This window comes from Herbinix hemicellulosilytica (assembly GCF_002904165.1).
Classification (GTDB): domain Bacteria; phylum Bacillota; class Clostridia; order Lachnospirales; family Lachnospiraceae; genus Mobilitalea; species Mobilitalea hemicellulosilytica.
On the sequence record NZ_CVTD020000008.1, the window covers coordinates 128,646 to 150,307 of the forward strand.

A 21,662-nucleotide genomic window follows, 5' to 3' on the forward strand; every position below is an offset into this window, starting at 1 on the left:
GATTCGTAGGTTATGAATTTAACGGATACTGCCAATGGCCTATTTTTATTTTAATATATGTACCTGCTATAAAAGCATATAGTAGATCTAACTGATTATATGCTAAAAACCGTATTTTCTTAAAAAATAGGTATCAGTTTCAATATTTTATGCCAGTGCAAGTTATAAATATCCTCTGAAGCCACGTCCGATAATTTCGCTGGTATTGGTTATCAGGATAAAAGCGTCGGGATGGTTCTTTTTAATGTAATGTTGGAGCTGTACGGCCTGAGAACGGGTCATTACCGTCAAAATGATTTTCTTTTTATGATCCGTAAATGCTCCTTTGGCATCATATACGGTAGCGCTTCTGTTTAAGCTCTTTATAATGAAGCTGCAGATATCGTCTGCATCATCGCATATGACGGTAAAATATTTGCACAGGTTTAAAGCTTCAACAATATTATCGACTACAATGGATTTGATAATAAGTCCCGCCAAGGAAAGTAAACCTGTCAGCATACCGAAAATAGGAAATGTCAAAAGAGTAAGTATAAAATCTGTAGCAAGCAAGGCTTGTCCAATATTTACATTTGTTTTCTTCTTTAATATCATTGCAATGATATCGGTACCGCCTGTTGAACTACCAAGGTTAAAAAGGATGGCTGCACCGACTCCGGGAAGGACAACAGCAAAGAATAATTCTATAACAGGTTCATTTGTAAAAGGGCGGTCCATTGGGCTAATTATTTCCAAAAGTTTAAGTCCAACAGAAAGAATAAAGCTTCCGTATGCAGTCTTTACTCCAAAATCCCTGCCAAATACAATATAGCCTAAGACTAGGAGAATTGTATTAATAATAAGTACAATAGTTCCTGATGATATCTTGCCGCCTAAAATACTGCTAAGTAAAATTCCTGCTCCGGTTATCCCTCCAATGCTGAAATTGTTCGGAAACTTGAAATAGTGTACGCCAACAGTTACCATTAAGGCGCCGATTGTGATTAAAAAATATTCTTTAAGAATATCTGTTTTTTTATTTTGCTCTTTCATATAATCTCCGGTTTAAATAAATTTTAATTATTCGTTAATTATACCACTATAATAATACTAAATAACAAAACATGCAAAAAGTATTTCAAGGAAATTTGTTACAATAATTTATTTATGCCTATCTAACAGTAAGTTGTAATAAAAATAAATACATGCCAGTGTGACAAAAAATCCTGCGACAACGTCACTGGTAAAATGGGCACCAAGTACCACTCTTGAAACGGCCACAAGGCTGCCCCATATTACAGCAAGGAAAAAGAAAACTCTGCCTTTATATTTTTTTTGAGATGGTACAAAAACATTATAGGAAAGTATAGTAAAAGCATTGGCGGTATGGCCGGAAGGAAATGATTTAAACTCCTGACCTAAAGCAGGACCTGAAATTTCGTACCAGTAGCGAAATTCGTCAAATCCGGAAATGCTTCGCATCCTCGGTCTTCCCCATATATATTTCATTATGCTTACAAAAAGAATTTCTGTAAGAATGACCAGGATTAAGAATATTGCGTGTTGCCTGTATTTTTTTAGTGTTTTTTCATATTTAGGAGTAACGGTTGTTATAATTATGCCAATAACCAAAGCTATACCTGCAGTATTTAATCTGAAATTATTTATTGATGCCGAATTATCATATATGTAACGTAGGGGTATTATTAAAATCAGGTAAGTACACAATGATGAAAGAATGAATTCAAATATTAAGTAAATACAACGCAAAAGCTTATTCGTTTTATTATGTACGGATAGCAATATTACGGTGCCGATAAGTAATCCCCAAAAGGCAGGCTGTTCTCCAAAAATGTAAAAGAACTTTGCCCATATTGATTCTTGGTTTAATAAAAGAAGTGACAGGTTGTAATCTATCTTCCCAAAGGCCAGGATTAAAAGAGAAATTGTGGTAAGAATAAAACTTCCTAATGTAAATCTTTTAAGTAAGTTCTTATCCATTAAAAACGCTCCATTTCATATATGGCGAAATTACTGCTGAATCATTTTATGCGGATTTTATATATGGGATTATTAAAATTTTAGTCATTTGCCTGTTTTATCTTCTAAGCTATTCTTTCTCCTGTTAGATTTCTTAACTCCCTGTCCTGAAAATTAGTAAAATTTTTGATTTTGAAAACAATTCTTAGTTTTTTAGATTTAAACTTTAGGTTCGATATTAAAAATAAACAATATGCAAAATAAAAGATATATTTTTTGCATATACAGAAAAATCAAAATAAAGATATCCTGTCTTTTTGTATAAAAAGAATAATATAATACTGTTGCTTATAAGCCATGACAGTATTTTACATAAATAAGTTTACATAATTTGCTATTTATGTTATAATATGTAAAAACATAATTTTGAAAAGAATACACCTATTGTATGAATTGGGTTCTTAATTTTTTTTTATAGAGAGGAGAAACATATCAGTGAAAAAGCTTTTAAATCGTTATTCAATGTTTTATATTTTGGTATTAGCCTGTATATGCTGCTCTTCATGTTCAGTTAAAAAGGAACATGATTTGATAAATGACCAAAATTATAAGGTGGAGCAGGAGAAGGAGCAAGTAATTCCTCAGGAGGATTTATCGGATAAAAATATACAAGATAACTCAGAAAACACTTCTGATATTAAAACCAAGATCGAGGAGGATGACTTGCCTGCCGAAAATTATGGAAATAAAAATAATCTAAGTAAGGACTTTTTACAAAATTTTTATGATTTTACAGAGCAAACCTTTGCACATATTATCAGGGACAATGAAGGAAAAAATCAAATCTATGCGCCCTTTAACTTTTATCTGTCCTTATCTATGCTTAATGAATTATCTGAGGGAGAAGCAAGGGAAGAGATACAAAAGGCTTTAAATATATCTGATGCTAAAAATAATGCATCAGAGTTGAATACCGCACTTTCCTCCCTGCAGGAGAGGAGATTATTTCCCATAGGCAGACTCAATATAAATACTTCGCTGTGGTTAAGTGACGAAATAAACTATAAGGATAATTTACTAAATATGCTCCAAAGCCAATATAATACTGAAATATTTAAGGGTGATTTAAAAGATAGGGAATTTCAAAATTTAATGACAAAATGGGTGTATGAGAATACCAATTTTGAATTTCAACCTGACTATCAATCTGACTATCATAAATCTTTTGATCAGTTAGATCAACATACATTTATTTCTTTAAGTACCCTTGATTTTTATGATGAGTGGCTGAATCCATTCAATGAAGAGGATACAAAGCCAGATACCTTTTTTATAAGTGATAATGAGAAGATTACCTGTGATTTTATGAATATGGAAGCTTGGTCTCATCCATTTATGGTTGGTGAAGACTACATATCAACCATATTTATATTAAAGGGAGGAGCCGAATATATGCTATTTATCCTTCCGAAGGAAGTTTTGTCAGTGGATGAATTAGTAGAAGAAAAAGGGAAATTAGCTGAAATCATATATAATTGGACTGATGGGCAAGTTTCCGATGGGAAGATTTCCGTAGGGAAGGTAAAATTAAGCATTCCTAAGTTTGCCTATGAGGATGAAATCGACCTGAGAAAAACAGCAGAAAAAATGGGAATTAGAAAAATATTCGATATAAATTCAAAAGCATTTTCTTTATTTGCAGATGAGGATACATATATAACTGATATCCGGCAGGTGTCAAAAATTGAAATTAATGAAAAGGGATGTTCCGCATCCTCATATACTGAGATAGCAGCAGTGGGTGCAGTAGCATCGAAGGATGAAGCAGAAGTAATTTTAAACAGGCCATTTATTTATATATTATATAAAGATAAAATTCCATTTTTGGCAGGAGTTGTAAGAAACCCTATTGGATGAGAGAAATTTGTAAATAAAAAGTGATGTAGGTGTAATTATCAAATATAATTTTTTATTTATGATACAACCTAAAGAATAAAATAAGTTAAAAAAGTTAAGGGCTGAATGTTTTTGTTACATATGAATTTGATAAAAATGGAAAGGGGACTATTAATGAAGAAAGCAAAAATACTTACAGCTGTTATTTTAACCGTATGTATTATAAGTTCTAATTTTTTATCAGTGTATGCAAATGAAAAAAGCAATTATATTAATCAAGTTAATTATCTGGCTTTGAATTCACCCCAAAATTTCCGACAACATCAAATTGGATAAATAACAAAATTATAAATTTGGTTCCATTATATGATGTGAATGATTCTTTATATGCTTATTGTGTTGATATTGTTAATGAAGATACTGGAAACTACGCTTATATGATAATACTTGCTATAACAGATAAGCCTCAGATACTTGAATTCCATCCTAATGGGAGTTCTCCTTATATGAATATTGCTGATAAAAAAGCTTATTATGCTGGTTTATCAAAGTATTATATTAAAGAAACTGATAGTATGTTACAGGATTTAACAACCGGTAATAAAATCAATAAGAAAGATATTAGTGTAATTATTAGCAAAGAAAATTCTCATCTATCTTATAATGCAATAGGTGGGAACAGCAATATAAAAGGGGTTAATGCAATAGGAGGGTATAGCAATATAGATGCAGTGCCAGATTATAAATCTGAAAAAGGATGTGCGCCAACAAGTTTAGCAATGCTAATAAAATACACCTATGGCAATTTAGTTGATAGCCAAACTACTTTAATAGATAGATTAGCTTATGAATTCGATTCATTACCTGGAAGTGGTGCTACACCTGTGGCATATATTAAACCGGGGGTAATCCGCTATTTATCTTCTAAAGGCATTACGCCTACCTTTTGTAGATTTATATCTGAGAATTATTTTGGAGACCCTATTTATGGTATGACTTATAATTCATTAGAAACATACCAAACTTATATTAATGCAAAAATTCCGGTAGTAGTTATAATGTTTGGTGCCAAGGGAACATCACCTGCCTTTCCTAGTGGATTTAATGATCATGCAGTTTGTGGTACGGGTTATTATGTAGGTTCAGCTGGGGAGTTTATTATTGTACATACTACAGCACAAGAAGGGGATGTTTATGTGGCCTATTCAGAGTATGCCTTAGGCCAATTTGCTTGGTTTACAGTATACTAACTATTATAATAAAAATATATTATTTAATAATTCAGCCCTTAACTTTTTTAAAGAGAGGAGCTTTAAATCAGTGAAAAAGCTTATAAAGAGTTATTCAATATTTTATATTCTGATATTAGTCTGTATAGTTTTCTCATCATGTTCCGTTAAAAAGGAACATGATTTGATAAATGACCAAAATTATAAGGTGGAGCATGAGAAGGAGCAAGTAATTCCTCAGGAGGATTTATCGGATAAAAATTTACAAGATAACTCAGAAAACACTTCTGATATTAAAACCAAGATCGAGGAGGATGACTTGCCTGCCGATAATTATAGAAATAAAAAAAATATAAGTAAAGACTTTTTAAAAAATTTTTATGATTTTACAGAGCAAACCTTTGCACATATTATCAGGGACAATAAAGGGAAAAATCAAATCTATGCGCCCTTTAACTTTTATTTGTCCTTATCTATACTTAATGAATTATCTGAGGAAGATGCAAGGGAAGAGATTCAAAATGCTTTAAATATATCAGATGCTAAAGATCATGCATCAGATTTGAATACCGCACTTTCCTCCCTGCAGGAGAGAAAATTTCCCATAGAATTATCCATAGACAGACACAATATAAATACTTCGTTGTGGTTAAGTGACAAAATAAACTATCAGGATAATTTATTAAATATGCTCCAAAGTCAATATAATACTGAAATATTTAGGGGTGATTTAAAAGATAGGGAATTTCAAAATTTAATGGCAAAATGGGTGTATGAAAATACCAATTTTGAATTTCAACCGGACTATCATAAATCTCTCGATCAGATAGATCCATATGCATTTATTTCTTTAAGTACCCTTGATTTTTATGATGAGTGGCTAAATCCGTTCAATGAAGAGGATACAAGACCAGATACCTTTTTTATAAGTGATAATGAGAAGATTACCTGTGATTTTATGAATATGGAAGAACGGGATCATCCATTTATGGTTGGTGAAGACTTTATTTCAACCGTATGTGTTCTAAAGGGTCATGAATCTATGCTATTTATCCTTCCGGAGGAAGGTTTGTCAGTGGATGATTTTATAGGAGAAAAAGGGAAATTATCTGAAATCATATATGGCTGGACTGATGAGGAAGCTCCTGTTAAAAAGGTTTCCGCTGGTAAAGTAAAATTAAGCGTTCCTAAGTTTGCCTATGAGAATGAAATTGATCTGAAAGAAACAGCAGAAAAAATGGGAATTAAAAAAATATTCGATAAAAATTCAAGAGCATTTTCTTCATTTGCAGATGAGGATATATATTTAACTGACATCTCTCAGGCGTCAAAAATTGAAATTAATGAAAAGGGATGTTCGGCATCCTCATATACAGAGATATTTGCATTTGGCTCATCAGGACCAAAAGATGATGAGGCAGAAATAATTTTAAACAGGCCATTCATTTATATAATATATAAAAATAAAGTTCCATTTTTGGCAGGGGTTGTAAGAAACCCTATTGGTTGAGAGGATTCGTAAATAGATTGTATATCAGATAAAAAATATTGCTTTTCGGGGAAGGAAACAAAACGTGAACATTTAGGACACTCACATTAGGACATGGAGATTTATCTATGATTGCAAATCTAAAACAGAAAATCTAAGATACTTGTCTGTGTATTTAGAACATGAGTTGACTCAAGGGGCATCAAGTGCCGAATAAATAAAAACTCCAAAATCCTTATAAAATTTAGGATTCAGGAGTAAAAATAAAAAGCGCGAGACGGGATTCGAACCCGCGGCCTTCGCCTTGGCAAGGCGACGCTCCACCACTGAGCCACTCGCGCATCACTTATCGAACAAGAAATATAATATATTTATTTTGGACATTTGTCAAGATAAAAATTAATTTTTATTTCAAAACTATTTTTTAGCTTGATTAAAATTTATTGTTGCCATACAATACTTCCTTCCCTCATTTGCCTAAATTTGAATAGGAAATACAGGCATTATGTAAAAGGCATTTTCATTTCAGGGCTTATATATAACCTATACAAAAGGATGATGTTTAATAAGTTGTCATATGTCAATTTCTTTTGCTTTTTTATAAGCTAAATCCCAAAACTGATGAATCGAAAGATGTTCATAATCCCAATTCATAGGTTCCAAAGCAGTAGCACCCTTATATCCACAGTGAAGTAAATATTATTGAAAAACAAGAATATCAGGAAGAATCTCCACTATTGTATTTTTAATAATTGGGGTTGGGTAAGTTGGAAGCCTAAACGGAAACAAAAAAGACCTTATGCTTTGCATAAGGTCTTTTTATAAGCGCGAGACGGGATTCGAACCCGCGACCCTCGCCTTGGCAAGGCGATACTCCACCACTGAGCCACTCGCGCATATTATGATGTGTCACTGCTTTGCTGTTTTGCCTGCTGTATTTCGTGAGCACGTATCATAATATACTATATATATTGGGGTTTGTCAACACCTTAAAATAAATTTTTTTAATTTTACTTATTTTATAAATTATTCAGATAAATTAACTAATTAGAACAGTTAATATATATTCGTTGTTTGGGAATGATTTGTTTTTTAAAGCATCGGATTTTGCCACTTTTACATCAATCCAGAGTTCTTCGGCAGCAATCAAAAGATTAGCCATCATTATTCCCATATCAATCATTTTCATCCGATCTAAAGGTTTGGCAAACCAAGGATTTTTTCTTGCAAATACGTGAATACGGTTTTTATAAACGACAAAGCGCCAAGGCTGGTTATTTATGCTTGACGGAGCAAGCCTTGCTGCTTCCAGCATTTTACGGATATTTGAGGATACCTCTTCTTTATAGACTACAAGATCTTCTTCGGGAAGACGGTTTGCCTGTGAAGGGTCCCTATATACAGGCCCCTTGGATTTGCCAAAGGCAAGTGAAATTACATAATCGTATTTCATTGAGCTTTTCAGGGCTCTTCCGGGATTGGCAGTTCCAAGGAAGCAGGTCCCTAGACCTTTGGATTCAATATATAGATTTAATTGCTGCATAAGATAACCGGCATTCAAAAGATAATCTTCAGTTTTCTCGGCGGACAGACAGATATAATATGGAGCCTTTATAGAAAAAGGACCGTTAAATCCCTGTTTTTGCTCTATGTTACTGACTAATTTGAATTCCACTTTTGAATCCTTAATCAACATGGGTAGGCTGTCTGCAAATTTTAAGATATCTTCAAGTGTTTCCCAGTCTATTCTTTCCTGGCAAAAATTTCTGATGCTTTGTCTTGCGAAAATTGTATCAAACATATTCATATGACATACCTCACTTTACTGATTTGATGCTAAATTTTGCAGGGCCTTTTTCCGGTAATATAATGGTGAAATACCATAATATTTTTTAAATAATTTACTGAAGTGATAGGCGTCATCGTAACCTACCTTATTTGCTATATCTTTGATACTGCTGTTTTTGTCTTTTAATAAGATGTCCTGAGCTTTTTCAAGACGAATCTTTATAAGATAATTTATCGGGGATTCACCGGTTTCTTCTTTAAATATTTTTGATATATAAACCGGGCTTAAGTACATATTATGCGCAATTTGCTCCAGAGATATCTTTTTGTTGTAATTTTCGTTAAGGTAATTTATAACTCTTTTTACGGCATAGTTTTTGTTGTATGATTCGAAGGTGCATTTTGACTGCTCATAACTGTCGTTGCTGACTATTTCACGCATAATAAGCAGCAGCATCTGCATCAGATGGGTTTTAAACATAATATATTTTCCTACATTGCAGCTTTCTTTCTCCGCAATCATCGCATAGCAGTGCATCATAAGCTTTTGCTTAAGTTCGGCTGTGGTTTTTAATATGAAGCTGCCGCCCTTTAATTCGATTGAGTTTGGAGCCATATTTTTGAAATGAAAATCGGTAAATCCGGCAATAAATTCGATAGTTGGCTCTTTGGGATTGGTAACGATGTGGGTATGCATTACACCGGGATTGCAGATAACAAGGTCTCCGGCTTCCACGTCAAATTCTCTGCCGTCAATCAGATATTTACCTTTTCCGGATAAGATATAAGCCAATTCTGCATGTTCATGATTATGGTAAACTCCGTTTATTGTCATTTTGCATTTGGATACATAAAATACGGTGGGATTAAAATCGTTATAAGTTAGGTCATAGTCAAAAGCCACTGTAATTTCACCCCTTTAAAGGCATATATTCTGCCTAAGATTCTTTTGTGCCGACTTTTTTATATATTTTACTTACATATTTTATATCAGTAGATTAATGAATATTATAACATTTTAAATATAAATTAGAAAGAATAATTTAATGTTAATTTTAAATATGGTGCAATCATTAGTGGTTGCGAGTTTTTATATGCAGGCGACGGCTTTAATTGATTTGTTACTAAAAGTTATTATATATAATTGTTAGGTTGTTAAGTTTGGTAATTTCGATAATATGCCAGTTTTTATTTAAAATGTTTGAAATATATATTAAGACTAATTTTATCGTATTTTACATGATATTATAATTATAATTTTATTAAAAAATTTATTTTTATAAGGTAGTTGGAAGAAGAGGACAAATATGATATTATTGTATAGGACGATATTCTTATAAGACATCTAAACGTTGGAGTGATTTTATGAAAAGCAAACTTTTATATATTTTTTTGGCAGCCTTGGTAGTATTATTTGCAGGATGTAAAAGTGAAGATAAGGAAGCTTATTTTATTCCTACTCCTGCACCGGAAATTCCCGATCTTACAGAAGAAAATGATGTGCCTAATGATATCACTGACGATACGGATGGCCAGAATGAAGAGTCTGAGGATGCGGAAAAACCGGTTGTTATCGGTCAAACTACAACAAAATATGTTAAGCTAAATACTTTCGGAGCCATATTAAATGTCAGGTCTTCACCGACAACAGCAGAAGATAATGTGGTGGGGTTTTTGGTTCATACAGAACCGGTAGAAGTAATTTCAATAGAGGACGGTTGGGCAAGTTTTATGTACAAAGGGCAGATTTGCTACGTAAGTGCAGAATTCCTTGTGGATTTTGTTCCTCCGTATATATCACCTCCTACTCCGTCGCAGTAAATTATAAGTTATTCATTTTTTAAACGTACAAAATCAATAAGTTTTTTTAAAGAATCAGAGAGGTAGGCTGATTTGCTGTAGCAAAATCCAACCTCTCTTTTATTTATAGGTTTTTTAAGAGGAATAAGAATAAGTCGGCCAGAGTTAAGTTCATCAGACACAAATTCTTTTATAACGCAGGCAACGCCAAGGCTTGTTTTGGCAAACTCTATTAATAGGTCCATGCTGCTTACTTCAAGTATATGTTGCGGGATAATGTTATTATCCTTAAAATATTCTTCTACATGCTTCCGTGAAATATTTTCTTCATCCAAAAGCAATATAGTGGCTGCAGAAAAGAGATCTTCATATTTTTCCCGAAGCCTCAGATTATCCAGGTAATCTTTGGTGGCTACAAAAACGTCTTCGATTTCGGCTACAGGAATGAATTCATACATTTTCAGATTGGCCGGTTTAGCCACAAGCCCTATGTCTAAAGTGCCGTTTTCCAGTTGTTTTAGGGTATGAATGGTAGATTGGCTTTCAATCGTTATTTTTATATGGGGATATGTTTTCAGAAAACGATCCAGATAAGGAAGCAGAATATATTTGCACAAGGTAGCGCTGACACCGATTTTAAGATGTCCGATCCCCAGTTCTTGTATACGTTTTATATGATCTTCGCCCTGTTTTAAAATATCAAAAGCTTCTTTTGTGTACTTATAAAGTATCTGTCCTTCTTCAGTCAATTTTACTCCCCTGGAATTACGGACAAACAAAACCTGATTTAAGCATTCTTCAAGATTTGTGATGGCTTTGCTGATTGCTGGCTGGCTCACATAGAGTACTTTTGCAGCCTGAGATATGCTGCCTGTTGCGGCGACTGTGTTAAATACATTATATAAGGACAACAGATTATTCATAATACTTCATCCTTTTTGATTTATTATATTTTACACAAGATATAACTTAGAGTTATAGTAACCATTCTTAATATGTATTTCTATTATACCAGTCCATATGGTAAAATATCAATAGGTCGAATAGCAATAAATCAAGTGTGGGGGTGATATAAGATGGATTACCGAATTGCGGTAATTCCAGGGGACGGTATCGGACCCGAAATTATTGCTGAAGCAAAAAAAATTCTGGACGTTATAGGTAGAAAATACGGGCATAATTTTCAGTATACCGAGGTGTTGATGGGCGGGGTATCGATCGATATAACAGGAGTACCCCTTACGGACGAAGCGCTTCAGACGGCAAAAAGCTGTGATGCGGTTCTTTTGGGTGCTGTCGGGGGAGATGTGGGTAAATCCAACTGGTACAGCCTTCCTCCGAATCTGAGGCCGGAAGCCGGTCTTCTTGCTTTAAGGAAAGGTTTAAATCTTTTTGCCAATATAAGACCGGCAGTTCTTTTTGACGAATTAAAGAGTGCCTGTCCTCTAAAAGAGGATATAATCGGTGACGGTTTTGATTTTGTTGTGGTAAGGGAACTGACCGGCGGATTATACTTCGGTGAAAGATGGACCAAGGAAGTGGAAGGATTAAGGACTGCAGTAGATACTCTTATATATAACGAGAAAGAAATTGAGAGAATTGCCAGATGTGCCTTTGAAATCGCAAGAAAGAGAAGAAAGAAAGTATGCAGCGTAGATAAGGCTAACGTTCTTGATTCTTCAAGGCTTTGGAGGCAGATTACCCATGAAGTGTCAAAGGATTATCCTGATGTGGAGTTTACCGATATGCTGGTTGATAACTGCGCCATGCAGATTGTAAAAAATCCTCGCCAGTTTGACGTTATTCTTACGGAGAATATGTTCGGTGACATTCTCTCTGATGAAGCCAGCATGATAACAGGCTCTATTGGGATGCTTGCCAGTGCAAGCCTCGGAAAAACCAAGCTTGGCCTATATGAGCCTATACACGGCTCGGCTCCGGATATTGCAGGACAAAATAAAGCCAATCCTATTGCTACTATTTTGTCAGCGGCTATGATGCTTAAGTATTCATTTGATCTGGATAAAGAAGCGGCTGTGATAGAAGACGCTGTCAGAAATGTACTTAAAAAGGGATACCGTACCGTCGATATAATGTCCCCCGGAAAGACTTTGGTAGGTACGGATAAGATGGGTGATCTTATTGCCGACGAAATAATAAACTAAAGAGTTAGGGCATAGCAAGCCTAAATGGTAATCGGTAAATGGATTAGATAATAAAAATTATAAAAACTCTAATGTTAAAACGATTTTATCTTCTTTAAATATTTTAGAGAATGTTAATACATAATTGGAAGATTAATTTAAAATAGGGGAGGAATGTATATGGGAATGACAATGACGCAAAAAATTTTAGCTGCCCATGCGGGACTTGACAAGGTAAGTGCGGGCCAATTAATCGAAGTGAATTTGGATCTGGTTCTCGGCAATGATGTCACGGCTCCCGTTGCCATAAAAGAGATGGAAAAGCTGAAAAAGAAAGGAATATTTGATAAGGACAAAATTGCTCTTGTACCGGACCATTTTACTCCGAATAAGGATATCAAGTCTGCACAGAACTGCAAATGCATGAGAGATTTTGCAAAAGAATATGATATTACCCACTACTTTGAAATCGGTGAAATGGGGATTGAGCATGCACTTCTTCCTGAAAAAGGCCTTGTTGTAGCGGGGGATGTGGTTATAGGTGCAGATTCCCATACCTGTACTTACGGAGCTTTGGGTGCATTTTCAACCGGTGTCGGAAGCACCGATATGGCTGCGGGTATGGCTACCGGTAAGGCCTGGTTTAAAGTTCCTTCCGCCCTTAAGTTTATACTTAAAGGAAAGCCGGCAAAATGGGTTAGCGGCAAAGACATAATCCTGCATATCATAGGTATGATCGGTGTTGACGGGGCTAGATATCAAAGTATGGAATTTGTAGGAGACGGGATAGCGCACCTGAGTATGGATGACCGTTTTACCATAGCCAATATGGCCATCGAAGCAGGAGCAAAAAACGGAATATTCTCCGTAGATGATGTTACAATTCAGTACATGAAAGAACATTCAAGCAAGCCTTATACCATATATGAAGCCGATGAGGATGCCGAATATGAACAGGTTTATGAAATAGAACTCGATAAAATAAGGCCTACGGTAGCATTTCCTCACCTTCCTGAAAATACCCGTACGATCGATGAGGTCGGAGATATAAAGATCGATCAGGTTGTCATCGGTTCCTGTACCAACGGAAGACTGGATGATTTAAGGGCAGCTGCCAGGGTATTAGAAGGAAAAAAGGTAGCCAAAGGTGTTCGTGTTATTATTTTTCCTGCTACCCAGAAGATTTATCTTCAGGCTCTCGAAGAAGGGCTTATTGCCACCTTTATAAAAGCCGGTGCTGTTGTCAGCACACCTACCTGCGGACCTTGCCTTGGAGGGCATATGGGAGTTCTTGCAGCCGGAGAGAGGGCCGTTTCAACAACCAACAGGAACTTTGTCGGCCGGATGGGACATGTAGATTCGGAAGTTTATCTTGCCAGTCCGGCAGTGGCAGCCGCCAGTGCGGTTACCGGCAAAATATCAAGTCCTGAGGAACTTGGGCTGTAGGAAGGGGGATTTGCAATGAAAGCAAAAGGAATAGTACACAGATACGGCGATAATGTGGATACTGACGTTATAATACCGGCAAGATACTTAAACACATCCGAGCCTAAGGAATTGGCAAAATATTGCATGATGGATATAGATCCGGATTTTGCCGGACGGGTAAAACCCGGTGACATAATAGTTGCAGGCAAGAATTTTGGATGCGGCTCATCAAGGGAACATGCACCGATTGCTATAAAAGCATCCGGCGTTAGTTGTGTAATAGCAGAAAACTTTGCCAGAATATTTTACCGCAATGCTATTAATATCGGCCTGCCTATAATAGAATGTCCTGAAGCCTCAAAAGATATAGAAGCGGGAAATGAGGTTGAAATTGATTTTGATAAGGGGATTATTTACAACTTAACTAAGAACAGACAGTACAAAGGGCAGGCTTTCCCGGAATTTATGCAAGAGATTATTAAGGCAGAAGGGCTAATAAATTATATTAATTCTAAGTTTTAGATAGATTTGTGATAAGGCATAAAAATTGAATGAGTTATATTAGTGATATCACTAAAATTTCTGTTAAATGAAGCTATAGTAAATGTTTGGTAAGATATAGTTGAATAACAGGGGATTTTTTATAAATCTTAATGCCTTTACAAATACCTGCAGTAATCACTGTCACATCTGATAATATAGATGTGACGGTAAATAATGGCAGGTATTTTTTTCTTTTTTGCGCAGATATTACTGGTGTAAAGTATCTATGATTAATTATTATTATTTTATAATATAAGAAGATGTGCTAAAATAATTAAAAAACATACAAAAGGTGATATTATGTGGATTTTATATGCTTTATTGTCTGCCATATTTGCAGCATTGGTATCAATTCTGGCAAAAAAAGGGCTGGAAGGAGTTAACTCTAATCTGGCTACTGCCATCAGAACATTTGTAGTTCTTTTAGCTGCTTGGGGAATTGTATTCTTTACAGGAAAACATAAGGAAATACCAAACCTGACAGGCAGGAACTGGTGGTTTTTGGTTTTATCAGGACTTGCTACAGGAGCTTCTTGGCTTTTTTATTTTAAGGCATTGCAATTGGGAGAAGTATCAAAGGTGGCTCCTATAGATAAATTAAGTGTCGTTTTTACGATGATTTTAGCATTTATTTTTTTGGGAGAAACCGTATCCTTAAAAACAGTAATCGGAGGCTTATTAATAGCAGCCGGAACTTTAGTATTGGTATTTTAACAGTCACCTTTTTATATCGATTATCATAATCTAAAATAGAATTTATATTAGGTGATGATAATTGATATGAATGGTGTTATACGATATACAATCCGGCCTTATGACACCTTTTGGATGCTGGCCCAGATATTCAATACAACGGTTGAATCAATAATGCAATTAAATCCTGGGGTTGACCCGCATAATCTTCAGGTAGGGCAAGTAATTAATATAAGGCCGGGTTTAGGCTTCATACCTTCGTCTCCAATGGATAATGATATGGACGATATGGATGAAATTGATATGATGTTGCCGGATTTATTGGATTATTTCCATACACTTTGGGGACAACATATCATGTGGACCAGGATGGTAATTCTGGGTATTATTTTTGATCTTCCTGATTTACAATATACTACCGAAAGGCTTCTTCGCAATGCCCAGGATTTTGCCGAAGGGATTCGTGTATATTACGGTGATGAGGCCGCACAGACGTTTGAGAACTTGTTCAGAAATCATATCACATTAGCTGCAGATTTTGTGACAGCAGCCAAAGCAAACGAAGAGGCAAGAATGGATGAGGTATGGCAAAGTTGGACAGATAATGCCGGACGGATAGCAGAATTTTTAAGCCAAATTAATCCTAATTGGAGCACTGAAGACTGGAATGCTATGTTGATGGAGCATCTTCAGTTACTTGCAGAAAATACAATGCTTTTGCTTGAGCAAAATTACCAGGCTTCAATTGATGGATTTGACGATATATACAATCAGGCTATGGAAATGGCGGATATGATGGCTGAAGGCATTGCAACTCAATTTCCCGGATAATTATCCTATAATTCATAGTATATCGTATTAGTTGCGGATATTGGGTATTTATTTCCGGCAGCTTAAAAAATATAATTAAAAAGTGAATAATTCAAAACAAAGGTTTTATCGGCTTTGTAAATCCCACAGTCAGACTGAGATGATAAAGTGTCGACTGTATGATATCGGGGCAACCGTATCATGGGGTACAAAGCCGTTTTTGTTTAAATAATTAAGGATTAGAACGGGTGTTCGATTCTGTTATCAAGACAAATAAGTATCTGATCACAGACATAAAGTTACATTCGCTGCATATAGTATTGTGAATACTGAATTTTTGTGTTATTATAGTAATAGCGTATTTATCTGGGAGAGGTGATCACATTGTCTATAAGCTATAAAAAGCTTTGGAAGCTTTTAATTGATCGAGATATGAAGAAAAAGGACCTTTGTGCTTTGGCAGGAATTAGCCATTCGTCCATGGCAAAGCTGGGTAAAAACGAAAATATAACAACCGATGTGTTGGAAAGGATTTGCCTGGCACTGCACTGTGACATAGGTGACATTATGGAGATTATTCCGGATTCTGATAAAGCTGATTTGAATAATAATCATTATTCGGGACAAGCGGATTAGGCAATGTAAACAGCTCATAAATTGATACTAATTATAAAATAGATAGGAGTGGTTAAAATAGATACCATATTTTTCACTATTGTTGACAGGGGCAAAGCGAATGCCGTTCTTCGCAAAGCCAGAGAATGTGGTGCAACAAGCGGTACAATTCTACTGGGGGAAGGCACCGTTCAGTCCAAACTATTGGATTTTTTAGGCTTAACTGAAACAAGAAAAGAAATTCTTTTGATTCCTGCATCCGATGAATTGGATACAAATCTTCATGATCAAATCAGTCAATCATTTAATCTGTCAAAAAAGAACAAAGGCATAGCATTTTCAATTCCTTTTCAACGCCGGACATTGAATAATTCTTCTCAGGAGCACAATATTTCCATAGATGATGAAAGATTTAACCATTGTTGTATATTTACCATTGTCGAAAAAGGAAGGGGCATGGACTGCATAAAAGCTGCAAGGGCAGCAGGAGCCCGCGGAGGTACTTTGATTCATGGTCACGGTGCCGGGGTACCGGTAGATTCTTATTTTCATCTTGCTATAGAGCCCCAAAAGGATACTGTCCTTATTGTTACCAGAAAAGAAAAGGCTGTTCCAATAAAAATGAGAATATATAACGATCTTGAGCTTAACAAGCCCGGAAACGGTATAATCTTTACTCTTCCTGTAAGCAGAACTAGCGGGCTCTTTGAAGACAAGGCCGAAGATCGTAAAGGAGGGACATCATGAGCTCACTGATTGACAAGGTAAAAGAGGTAGCTAAAACACTTATTCCTGTTGTAGTTTTGGTGCTCATTATCTGCTTTACTATAGTGGATGTTGGCACTGATGTTTTGTTCCGTTTTTTAGTTGGCAGTGTCCTCCTTCTTATTGGGCTTACCATTTTCCTATGGGGTGTAGATATGGCAATGAATCCCATAGGTGAGTATATGTCAAAGGAGGTTGCCACTTCAAAATCTCCCGTAAAAATCGCCGTACTTGGTTTTCTTTTAGGTTTTCTTATTACCGTTGCCGAACCCGATTTGCTTATTCTCGGAAATCAGATTGAGGAAGCATCCGGAGGAACTTTAAGTTCATTCCTGATAGTTTATATGGTTTCTATAGGTGTAGGGGCTATGGTTACATTAGGAATTTTCAGATTGCTAAGAGACAGACCCCTTAACAGATTTATGGCAGTTACATATGGCATAATTCTTATTTTAGGTTTACTTGTGTCTCAGGAATTTCTGGCAATAGCCTTTGATTCTTCAGGTGCGACCACAGGAGCCTTAACCACTCCTTTCGTACTTGCATTATCTCTTGGACTTTCCAATGTTAAAGGCGGCAAATATGCTGAGGAAAACTCTTTCGGCCTTGTTGGAATTATGAGTGCTGGGCCTATACTTGCAGTCATGTTGTTGTCTATAATATCCGGGCAGAAAAACATCCATGGAGATGCTGGAGAGTACATTTTCCAAAAGGGAGTTATTGGCCCTATACTTGAAGCAGTTCCACATATATTTATAGAATCTCTTGTTGCATTACTTCCGATAACAATATTATTTTTTATATATAATTTTACTAAATTTAAAATTAAAAAGAGCGAAATGGTTCAGATTATAAAAGGTCTTATTTTTTGCTTACTCGGTCTTGTAATCTTTCTTACAGCCGTTAATTGCGGTTTTATGGATATGGGAAGAATAATAGGTATGGAATTGGCGCAAATGAGCAGCAGCCTGTTAATAGGAATAGGATTTGTACTAGGTCTTATAGTCGTTCTTGTAGAGCCTGCGGTACATGTGCTTGGTTCCCAAATAGAAGAGGTTACAGGTGGTTATATCCCAATAAATTTAATCAGAATGACCTTATCTTTGGGAGTCGGAACCGCAATTGCCCTTTCAATGGTTAGAATTGTTGTACCTGAGGTTAAACTGTGGTATTTCATTCTTCCGGGATTTGCATTGGCAGTGTTTCTTTCATTTAAGTCAAACCCTGTATTTGTCGGAATTGCTTATGATGCCGGAGGAGTGGCTTCGGGTCCAATGACTGCCACCTTTGTCCTTGCATTGGCACAGGGAGCTGCCACAGTCATAGATACAGCCAATGTTCTTGTTGACGGTTTTGGAGTTATTGCCATGGTGGCAACAGCGCCGGTTCTTTCGATTATGGCTTTGGGAACAATATTTGAACGCAGAAAAGTTGTTGAACTTAAACATTCTGCCGAAGAAACAGGCTCAGTAGCCGATATGCCGATAGCTGTCAGTGATTTTAATCATGATTGCCTTATAGCTATTGTAAACAGAGGCTATGCAGGATATGTTGTTGATTTGGCAAGAGAGGCGGGAGCTACGGGCGCCACTGTCTTTCACGGAAGAGGCGGCACGGACCATCCCACGGTTATATTGCCTATTGTTAATATCGAATTAATGCCAGAAAAGGAACTTATATGCCTTATTACAGATATAGATAAAAGCGAAAACGTTGCAGATTTTATACTTAAGGATACCGAGCTTGTTGAGAAGGGTGAAGTGGCGGTATATATCTCACCGACATTTGCCCTGATTAAAGACTTTTCAAGTGACGAAACTTCAACTGCAACAGTTTGATATATATGTATGATTAATTGGAATTTGAGGATAACTGATATAAAATTCTTAGATAATGTGCGCAAATAACATAAAATTATAAAAACGCCTGTCGCAATATATTGTCATACGTATTATACATCGTATATGACGTAAATTGCGGCAGGTTTTTTGCTATTTAAGAAATTTTGGCTACCTATAATTAATTTTTACAATCGTCATTTCTTATATATAAATAAATTATTCTAATACCAGGAACTGTATTTTATAAAAGTAATAAACTGATAGTAACAGTTAATAATATTTCAGGAGGTTTTATGCTATCTAGAACGGACTATATAAGACAGTCCCTGGAAACTCATCTTTTTTTTGCAAGAATTATGAAAGAGCATGCATTTTTCTTACAAGTCGGTTTTACTCCGAAGGATAACAAATATATCAAATATGCAAATGAGCTAAGGATGGCTTTTGATGATTTTCTTGAAGATTGCGTCGAATTGGCAAATGGGGTTATAAGTAAGACAGTAATAGCTTCAGGTGAAATCATTACACAATATACATTGGAAGCCGAAAAGCTGACAGAGTTTTATACAGGAGTTAATTTCAGAACAAAAATTACACAGAAAGAAAAAGCTTTAGTGGCTGGTAATGATTGTCATCCGACCATGGAACGGAAAGTATTTATACTCAACAGAAGAGCCTTAAGTTTGCTGGACAACATCATAAGGTTTAAAACAAATATTCTTAATGAGGTTTTATCTTGCAAGATGTTTACTTTAAATTATCCTTTACTCATTGAACACATTTTAAGAGAGGCTAGGCTGTATCGTCGCCTTATTCAAAAACTTCAGGCAAGGGAAACAATAAATGTGAAAAAAGAAATGCTCGAACAGGAAGCATTTTGGAATCAGATAATGGGCGAACATGCAAAATTTATACGCGGTTTACTTGATCCTTCAGAAGAAGAGCTGTTTGATGCTGCAGACCGCTTCGGCCGGGAATTTGACAGGCTTACCGATGAAGCTAAGGATGCCATGGACAGATGTACGCCTGTAGATTATATGCAAATAACCGATGAAAGTTTAAGGGCTACCAAAAATATCCGTGATTTTAAAGCACAGGGAACCGAAGGGCTTTTGGATTGTAAGATAAAATCGATTATTCTGCCTTTGCTGGGAGACCATGTACTTCGTGAAGCCAATCATTATCTTAATCTTTTAAAAATTTTCCGTCAATGTTAAAAAATTAATGTATTTTTTAAATTGCAAAAGCAGATAATAGTAGAGCAAACTAAAGATTTGGAGGGAATAAAAATGGCAATCAAAAAGATGGATAAACCTAATGAAGGAGTACGCTGTGTTGTCAATACCTGTGAATATTATATGGCAGGAGATCATTGTGCTGCAGAACAGATACAGGTAGAGCCGAGGAATGCTTCGGATTCCGAAGATACAGACTGCGCTACATTTGTTAAAAAAAGTGATTCGTTCAGTTAAAAAAATAATTAATAAAAGAGAGTGGTCCAAATATTTTATCCAAGCGTGTTGTTAAGACGAAGCTTAAGATATAATTTGGGACACTCTCTTTATTTGAGTTTTTTTATAAATTTTATAACGTTCTACTTAAAAAGCTTAATAGTTCCTTCGTCATTTAATGTTTTAACTATAGTTGCAATAACCGGAAGCAGTAAAAGGCCAAGTACACCCATCAGTTTTGCACCTACATACATAAGCACTAATGTAATAATCGGATGAAGGCCTATCTGGCCGCCGACAATTTTGGGTTCTATCGTTTGGCGTACGGCTGTAATTACAATGTATAAGATGAACATACCGATACCTATTTTTGTATTTCCGAGTATTAATGCTATTATTGACCACGGAAGTAATACAGCGCCGGTTCCCAGAATTGGCATTATATCTATAAGAGCAATCATAGCGCCAAATAAGAAGGGATTGGGAATACCAAGCACCAAAAAACCCAAAGACAATTCGGCAAATGTTATGGATAAAATTGCAGTATAAGCTTTAATAAATTTACCTATTGTACCTAAGCCTTTGTCTTTAAGCCTTAAAATCATATCCCTGCTGTTGCCGTTAAATTGACGCATTAAAAAGTCTGATATTTTATAATAATCAATGGTAAAGAAAAATGATGATACAATAGTGAATATCAATTTTATTAAAAGAGACGGAACCTTTCCGGCAAGTCCCGTTATTTTGGATATAACGGTTGCGGAAGCGTTCTTAACATAAGAAAAGATAGTATCACTGATATTAAGTAGAAAATCCTCGACATAAGGTTTTATGTCGGGAAATTGATTGATTAAATTGGTTGCTGCCTTGTCCAAAGCCGGCTCTATAGTATTTCTGTATAAGTCGGGCAATTGACCGAACAGTTCCTTTAGGAAGGTAAATGCCTTAGCTCCGATTATACTTATTATAAATGCAAGTATTCCGTAGAATATGATAAGTATAAATATAGATACGAAGGAACGTTTAATACGAATCTTTTTTTCTATGTAATCGATTACTTGTCTGAACAGTATGGCAATTATTAATCCTATAACAAAAGGCATTAAAAGGGGTAGGATATATTTTATTGCTATATATCCGAGCCCTAGGATAAATACGATATAGATAACATGCAAGATAAAAGCTTTCTGTTTTTCAATATTCATAAGGTA

21 protein-coding genes and 2 tRNA genes are annotated in these 21,662 nt (G+C 35.5%); 15 read left to right on the top strand and 8 right to left on the bottom strand.

Going from position 1 to position 21,662, the window contains the following annotated elements:
* Positions 1-162: 162 nt before the first annotated feature.
* On the bottom strand, positions 163-1,032 hold the full coding sequence (locus HHT355_RS01600; RefSeq protein WP_103201709.1) for a YitT family protein: 870 nt from the start codon (positions 1,030-1,032) through the stop codon (positions 163-165).
* Between the two features lie 108 nt (positions 1,033-1,140).
* Positions 1,141-1,980 (bottom strand): phosphatase PAP2 family protein, encoded by an 840-nt coding sequence (locus HHT355_RS01605; RefSeq protein WP_103201710.1) that lies wholly within the window; start codon positions 1,978-1,980, stop codon positions 1,141-1,143.
* Between the two features lie 474 nt (positions 1,981-2,454).
* Here HHT355_RS01605 and HHT355_RS01610 point away from each other — a divergent pair, with 474 nt between their 5' ends.
* The 4 genes from HHT355_RS01610 (at position 2,455) to HHT355_RS01620 (ending at position 6,594) form a co-directional block, all read left to right on the top strand.
* Positions 2,455-3,876 (top strand): serpin family protein, encoded by a 1,422-nt coding sequence (locus HHT355_RS01610; RefSeq protein WP_103201711.1) that lies wholly within the window; start codon positions 2,455-2,457, stop codon positions 3,874-3,876.
* Between the two features lie 153 nt (positions 3,877-4,029).
* The gene (locus HHT355_RS13555; protein ID WP_158245857.1) at positions 4,030-4,191 is read left to right on the top strand and encodes a hypothetical protein; all 162 of its coding nucleotides are present in this window, start codon (positions 4,030-4,032) and stop codon (positions 4,189-4,191) included.
* Positions 4,192-4,361: 170 nt separating this feature from the next.
* Positions 4,362-5,105, top strand: coding sequence for a C39 family peptidase (locus tag HHT355_RS01615; protein WP_158245858.1), 744 nt, complete (start codon positions 4,362-4,364; stop codon positions 5,103-5,105).
* Between the two features lie 70 nt (positions 5,106-5,175).
* Positions 5,176-6,594, top strand: coding sequence for a serpin family protein (locus tag HHT355_RS01620; protein WP_158245859.1), 1,419 nt, complete (start codon positions 5,176-5,178; stop codon positions 6,592-6,594).
* 248 nt (positions 6,595-6,842) lie between these two features.
* Here HHT355_RS01620 and HHT355_RS01625 read toward each other — a convergent pair.
* The 4 genes from HHT355_RS01625 to HHT355_RS01645 form a co-directional block, all read right to left on the bottom strand.
* Positions 6,843-6,914: transfer RNA gene (locus HHT355_RS01625), tRNA-Gly, on the bottom strand.
* Between the two features lie 483 nt (positions 6,915-7,397).
* Positions 7,398-7,469: transfer RNA gene (locus tag HHT355_RS01635), tRNA-Gly, on the bottom strand.
* Between the two features lie 143 nt (positions 7,470-7,612).
* Complete coding sequence (locus HHT355_RS01640; RefSeq protein ID WP_103201714.1) at positions 7,613-8,380, bottom strand: nitroreductase family protein; 768 nt, start codon at positions 8,378-8,380, stop codon at positions 7,613-7,615.
* 15 nt (positions 8,381-8,395) lie between these two features.
* Entirely contained in the window at positions 8,396-9,265 is an 870-nt protein-coding gene (locus HHT355_RS01645) for an AraC family transcriptional regulator (RefSeq protein ID WP_103201715.1), read from the bottom strand.
* A 461-nt stretch (positions 9,266-9,726) separates the two neighbouring features.
* Between HHT355_RS01645 and HHT355_RS01650 the strand changes: the two genes are divergently transcribed.
* Positions 9,727-10,182 (top strand): SH3 domain-containing protein, encoded by a 456-nt coding sequence (locus HHT355_RS01650; RefSeq protein WP_103201716.1) that lies wholly within the window; start codon positions 9,727-9,729, stop codon positions 10,180-10,182.
* 8 nt (positions 10,183-10,190) lie between these two features.
* Here the strand turns inward: HHT355_RS01650 and HHT355_RS01655 are convergent, their stop codons facing one another.
* Positions 10,191-11,084 carry a LysR family transcriptional regulator gene (locus tag HHT355_RS01655; protein ID WP_103201717.1) on the bottom strand — a complete coding sequence of 298 codons (894 nt, stop codon included), beginning with the start codon at positions 11,082-11,084 and terminating at the stop codon, positions 10,191-10,193.
* A gap of 153 nt (positions 11,085-11,237) precedes the next feature.
* On the opposite strand from HHT355_RS01655, the gene leuB reads away from it, so the two are divergent.
* From leuB to HHT355_RS01705, 10 genes are all read left to right on the top strand, one after another.
* A complete protein-coding gene (gene leuB, locus HHT355_RS01660; protein ID WP_103201718.1) occupies positions 11,238-12,326 on the top strand; it encodes a 3-isopropylmalate dehydrogenase in 1,089 nt (362 codons plus the stop codon).
* Between the two features lie 159 nt (positions 12,327-12,485).
* Entirely contained in the window at positions 12,486-13,751 is a 1,266-nt protein-coding gene (leuC, locus tag HHT355_RS01665) for a 3-isopropylmalate dehydratase large subunit (protein WP_103201719.1), read from the top strand.
* A gap of 15 nt (positions 13,752-13,766) precedes the next feature.
* On the top strand, positions 13,767-14,255 hold the full coding sequence (gene leuD / locus HHT355_RS01670; RefSeq protein WP_103201720.1) for a 3-isopropylmalate dehydratase small subunit: 489 nt from the start codon (positions 13,767-13,769) through the stop codon (positions 14,253-14,255).
* A 321-nt stretch (positions 14,256-14,576) separates the two neighbouring features.
* The gene (locus HHT355_RS01675; protein WP_103201721.1) at positions 14,577-14,990 is read left to right on the top strand and encodes an EamA family transporter; all 414 of its coding nucleotides are present in this window, start codon (positions 14,577-14,579) and stop codon (positions 14,988-14,990) included.
* 66 nt (positions 14,991-15,056) lie between these two features.
* Positions 15,057-15,800: a LysM peptidoglycan-binding domain-containing protein gene (locus tag HHT355_RS01680; protein WP_158245860.1), complete on the top strand. Its 744-nt coding sequence runs from the start codon at positions 15,057-15,059 to the stop codon at positions 15,798-15,800.
* Between the two features lie 363 nt (positions 15,801-16,163).
* The gene (locus HHT355_RS01685) at positions 16,164-16,415 is read left to right on the top strand and encodes a helix-turn-helix domain-containing protein (protein WP_103201723.1); all 252 of its coding nucleotides are present in this window, start codon (positions 16,164-16,166) and stop codon (positions 16,413-16,415) included.
* Between the two features lie 48 nt (positions 16,416-16,463).
* Positions 16,464-17,141 carry a transcriptional regulator gene (locus HHT355_RS01690; protein WP_103201724.1) on the top strand — a complete coding sequence of 226 codons (678 nt, stop codon included), beginning with the start codon at positions 16,464-16,466 and terminating at the stop codon, positions 17,139-17,141.
* Complete coding sequence (locus HHT355_RS01695) at positions 17,138-18,997, top strand: DUF1538 family protein (RefSeq protein WP_103201725.1); 1,860 nt, start codon at positions 17,138-17,140, stop codon at positions 18,995-18,997. The genes HHT355_RS01690 and HHT355_RS01695 overlap by 4 nt, the downstream gene beginning before the upstream one ends.
* A gap of 296 nt (positions 18,998-19,293) precedes the next feature.
* A complete protein-coding gene (locus HHT355_RS01700; RefSeq protein ID WP_103201726.1) occupies positions 19,294-20,217 on the top strand; it encodes a DUF2935 domain-containing protein in 924 nt (307 codons plus the stop codon).
* A 72-nt stretch (positions 20,218-20,289) separates the two neighbouring features.
* Positions 20,290-20,472, top strand: a complete 183-nt coding sequence (locus HHT355_RS01705) for a DUF1540 domain-containing protein (RefSeq protein ID WP_103201727.1) — start codon at positions 20,290-20,292, stop codon at positions 20,470-20,472.
* A gap of 122 nt (positions 20,473-20,594) precedes the next feature.
* On the opposite strand, the gene ytvI is transcribed toward HHT355_RS01705, so the two are convergent.
* Complete coding sequence (gene ytvI / locus HHT355_RS01710; protein WP_103201728.1) at positions 20,595-21,656, bottom strand: sporulation integral membrane protein YtvI; 1,062 nt, start codon at positions 21,654-21,656, stop codon at positions 20,595-20,597.
* Between the last annotated feature and the right edge of the window lie 6 nt (positions 21,657-21,662).

Coding starts and splice junctions, on each gene's coding strand:
- leuD (WP_103201720.1), top strand. CDS start 13,767: ATGAAAGCAAAAGGAATAGTACACAGATACGGCGATAATGTGGATACT.
- leuB (WP_103201718.1), top strand. CDS start 11,238: ATGGATTACCGAATTGCGGTAATTCCAGGGGACGGTATCGGACCCGAA.
- HHT355_RS01600 (WP_103201709.1), bottom strand. CDS start 1,032: ATGAAAGAGCAAAATAAAAAAACAGATATTCTTAAAGAATATTTTTTA.
- leuC (WP_103201719.1), top strand. CDS start 12,486: ATGGGAATGACAATGACGCAAAAAATTTTAGCTGCCCATGCGGGACTT.
- ytvI (WP_103201728.1), bottom strand. CDS start 21,656: ATGAATATTGAAAAACAGAAAGCTTTTATCTTGCATGTTATCTATATC.
- HHT355_RS01655 (WP_103201717.1), bottom strand. CDS start 11,084: ATGAATAATCTGTTGTCCTTATATAATGTATTTAACACAGTCGCCGCA.
- HHT355_RS01695 (WP_103201725.1), top strand. CDS start 17,138: ATGAGCTCACTGATTGACAAGGTAAAAGAGGTAGCTAAAACACTTATT.
- HHT355_RS01650 (WP_103201716.1), top strand. CDS start 9,727: ATGAAAAGCAAACTTTTATATATTTTTTTGGCAGCCTTGGTAGTATTA.
- HHT355_RS01680 (WP_158245860.1), top strand. CDS start 15,057: ATGAATGGTGTTATACGATATACAATCCGGCCTTATGACACCTTTTGG.
- HHT355_RS01675 (WP_103201721.1), top strand. CDS start 14,577: ATGTGGATTTTATATGCTTTATTGTCTGCCATATTTGCAGCATTGGTA.
- HHT355_RS01605 (WP_103201710.1), bottom strand. CDS start 1,980: ATGGATAAGAACTTACTTAAAAGATTTACATTAGGAAGTTTTATTCTT.
- HHT355_RS01700 (WP_103201726.1), top strand. CDS start 19,294: ATGCTATCTAGAACGGACTATATAAGACAGTCCCTGGAAACTCATCTT.
- HHT355_RS01615 (WP_158245858.1), top strand. CDS start 4,362: ATGAATATTGCTGATAAAAAAGCTTATTATGCTGGTTTATCAAAGTAT.
- HHT355_RS01705 (WP_103201727.1), top strand. CDS start 20,290: ATGGCAATCAAAAAGATGGATAAACCTAATGAAGGAGTACGCTGTGTT.
- HHT355_RS13555 (WP_158245857.1), top strand. CDS start 4,030: ATGAAGAAAGCAAAAATACTTACAGCTGTTATTTTAACCGTATGTATT.
- HHT355_RS01640 (WP_103201714.1), bottom strand. CDS start 8,380: ATGAATATGTTTGATACAATTTTCGCAAGACAAAGCATCAGAAATTTT.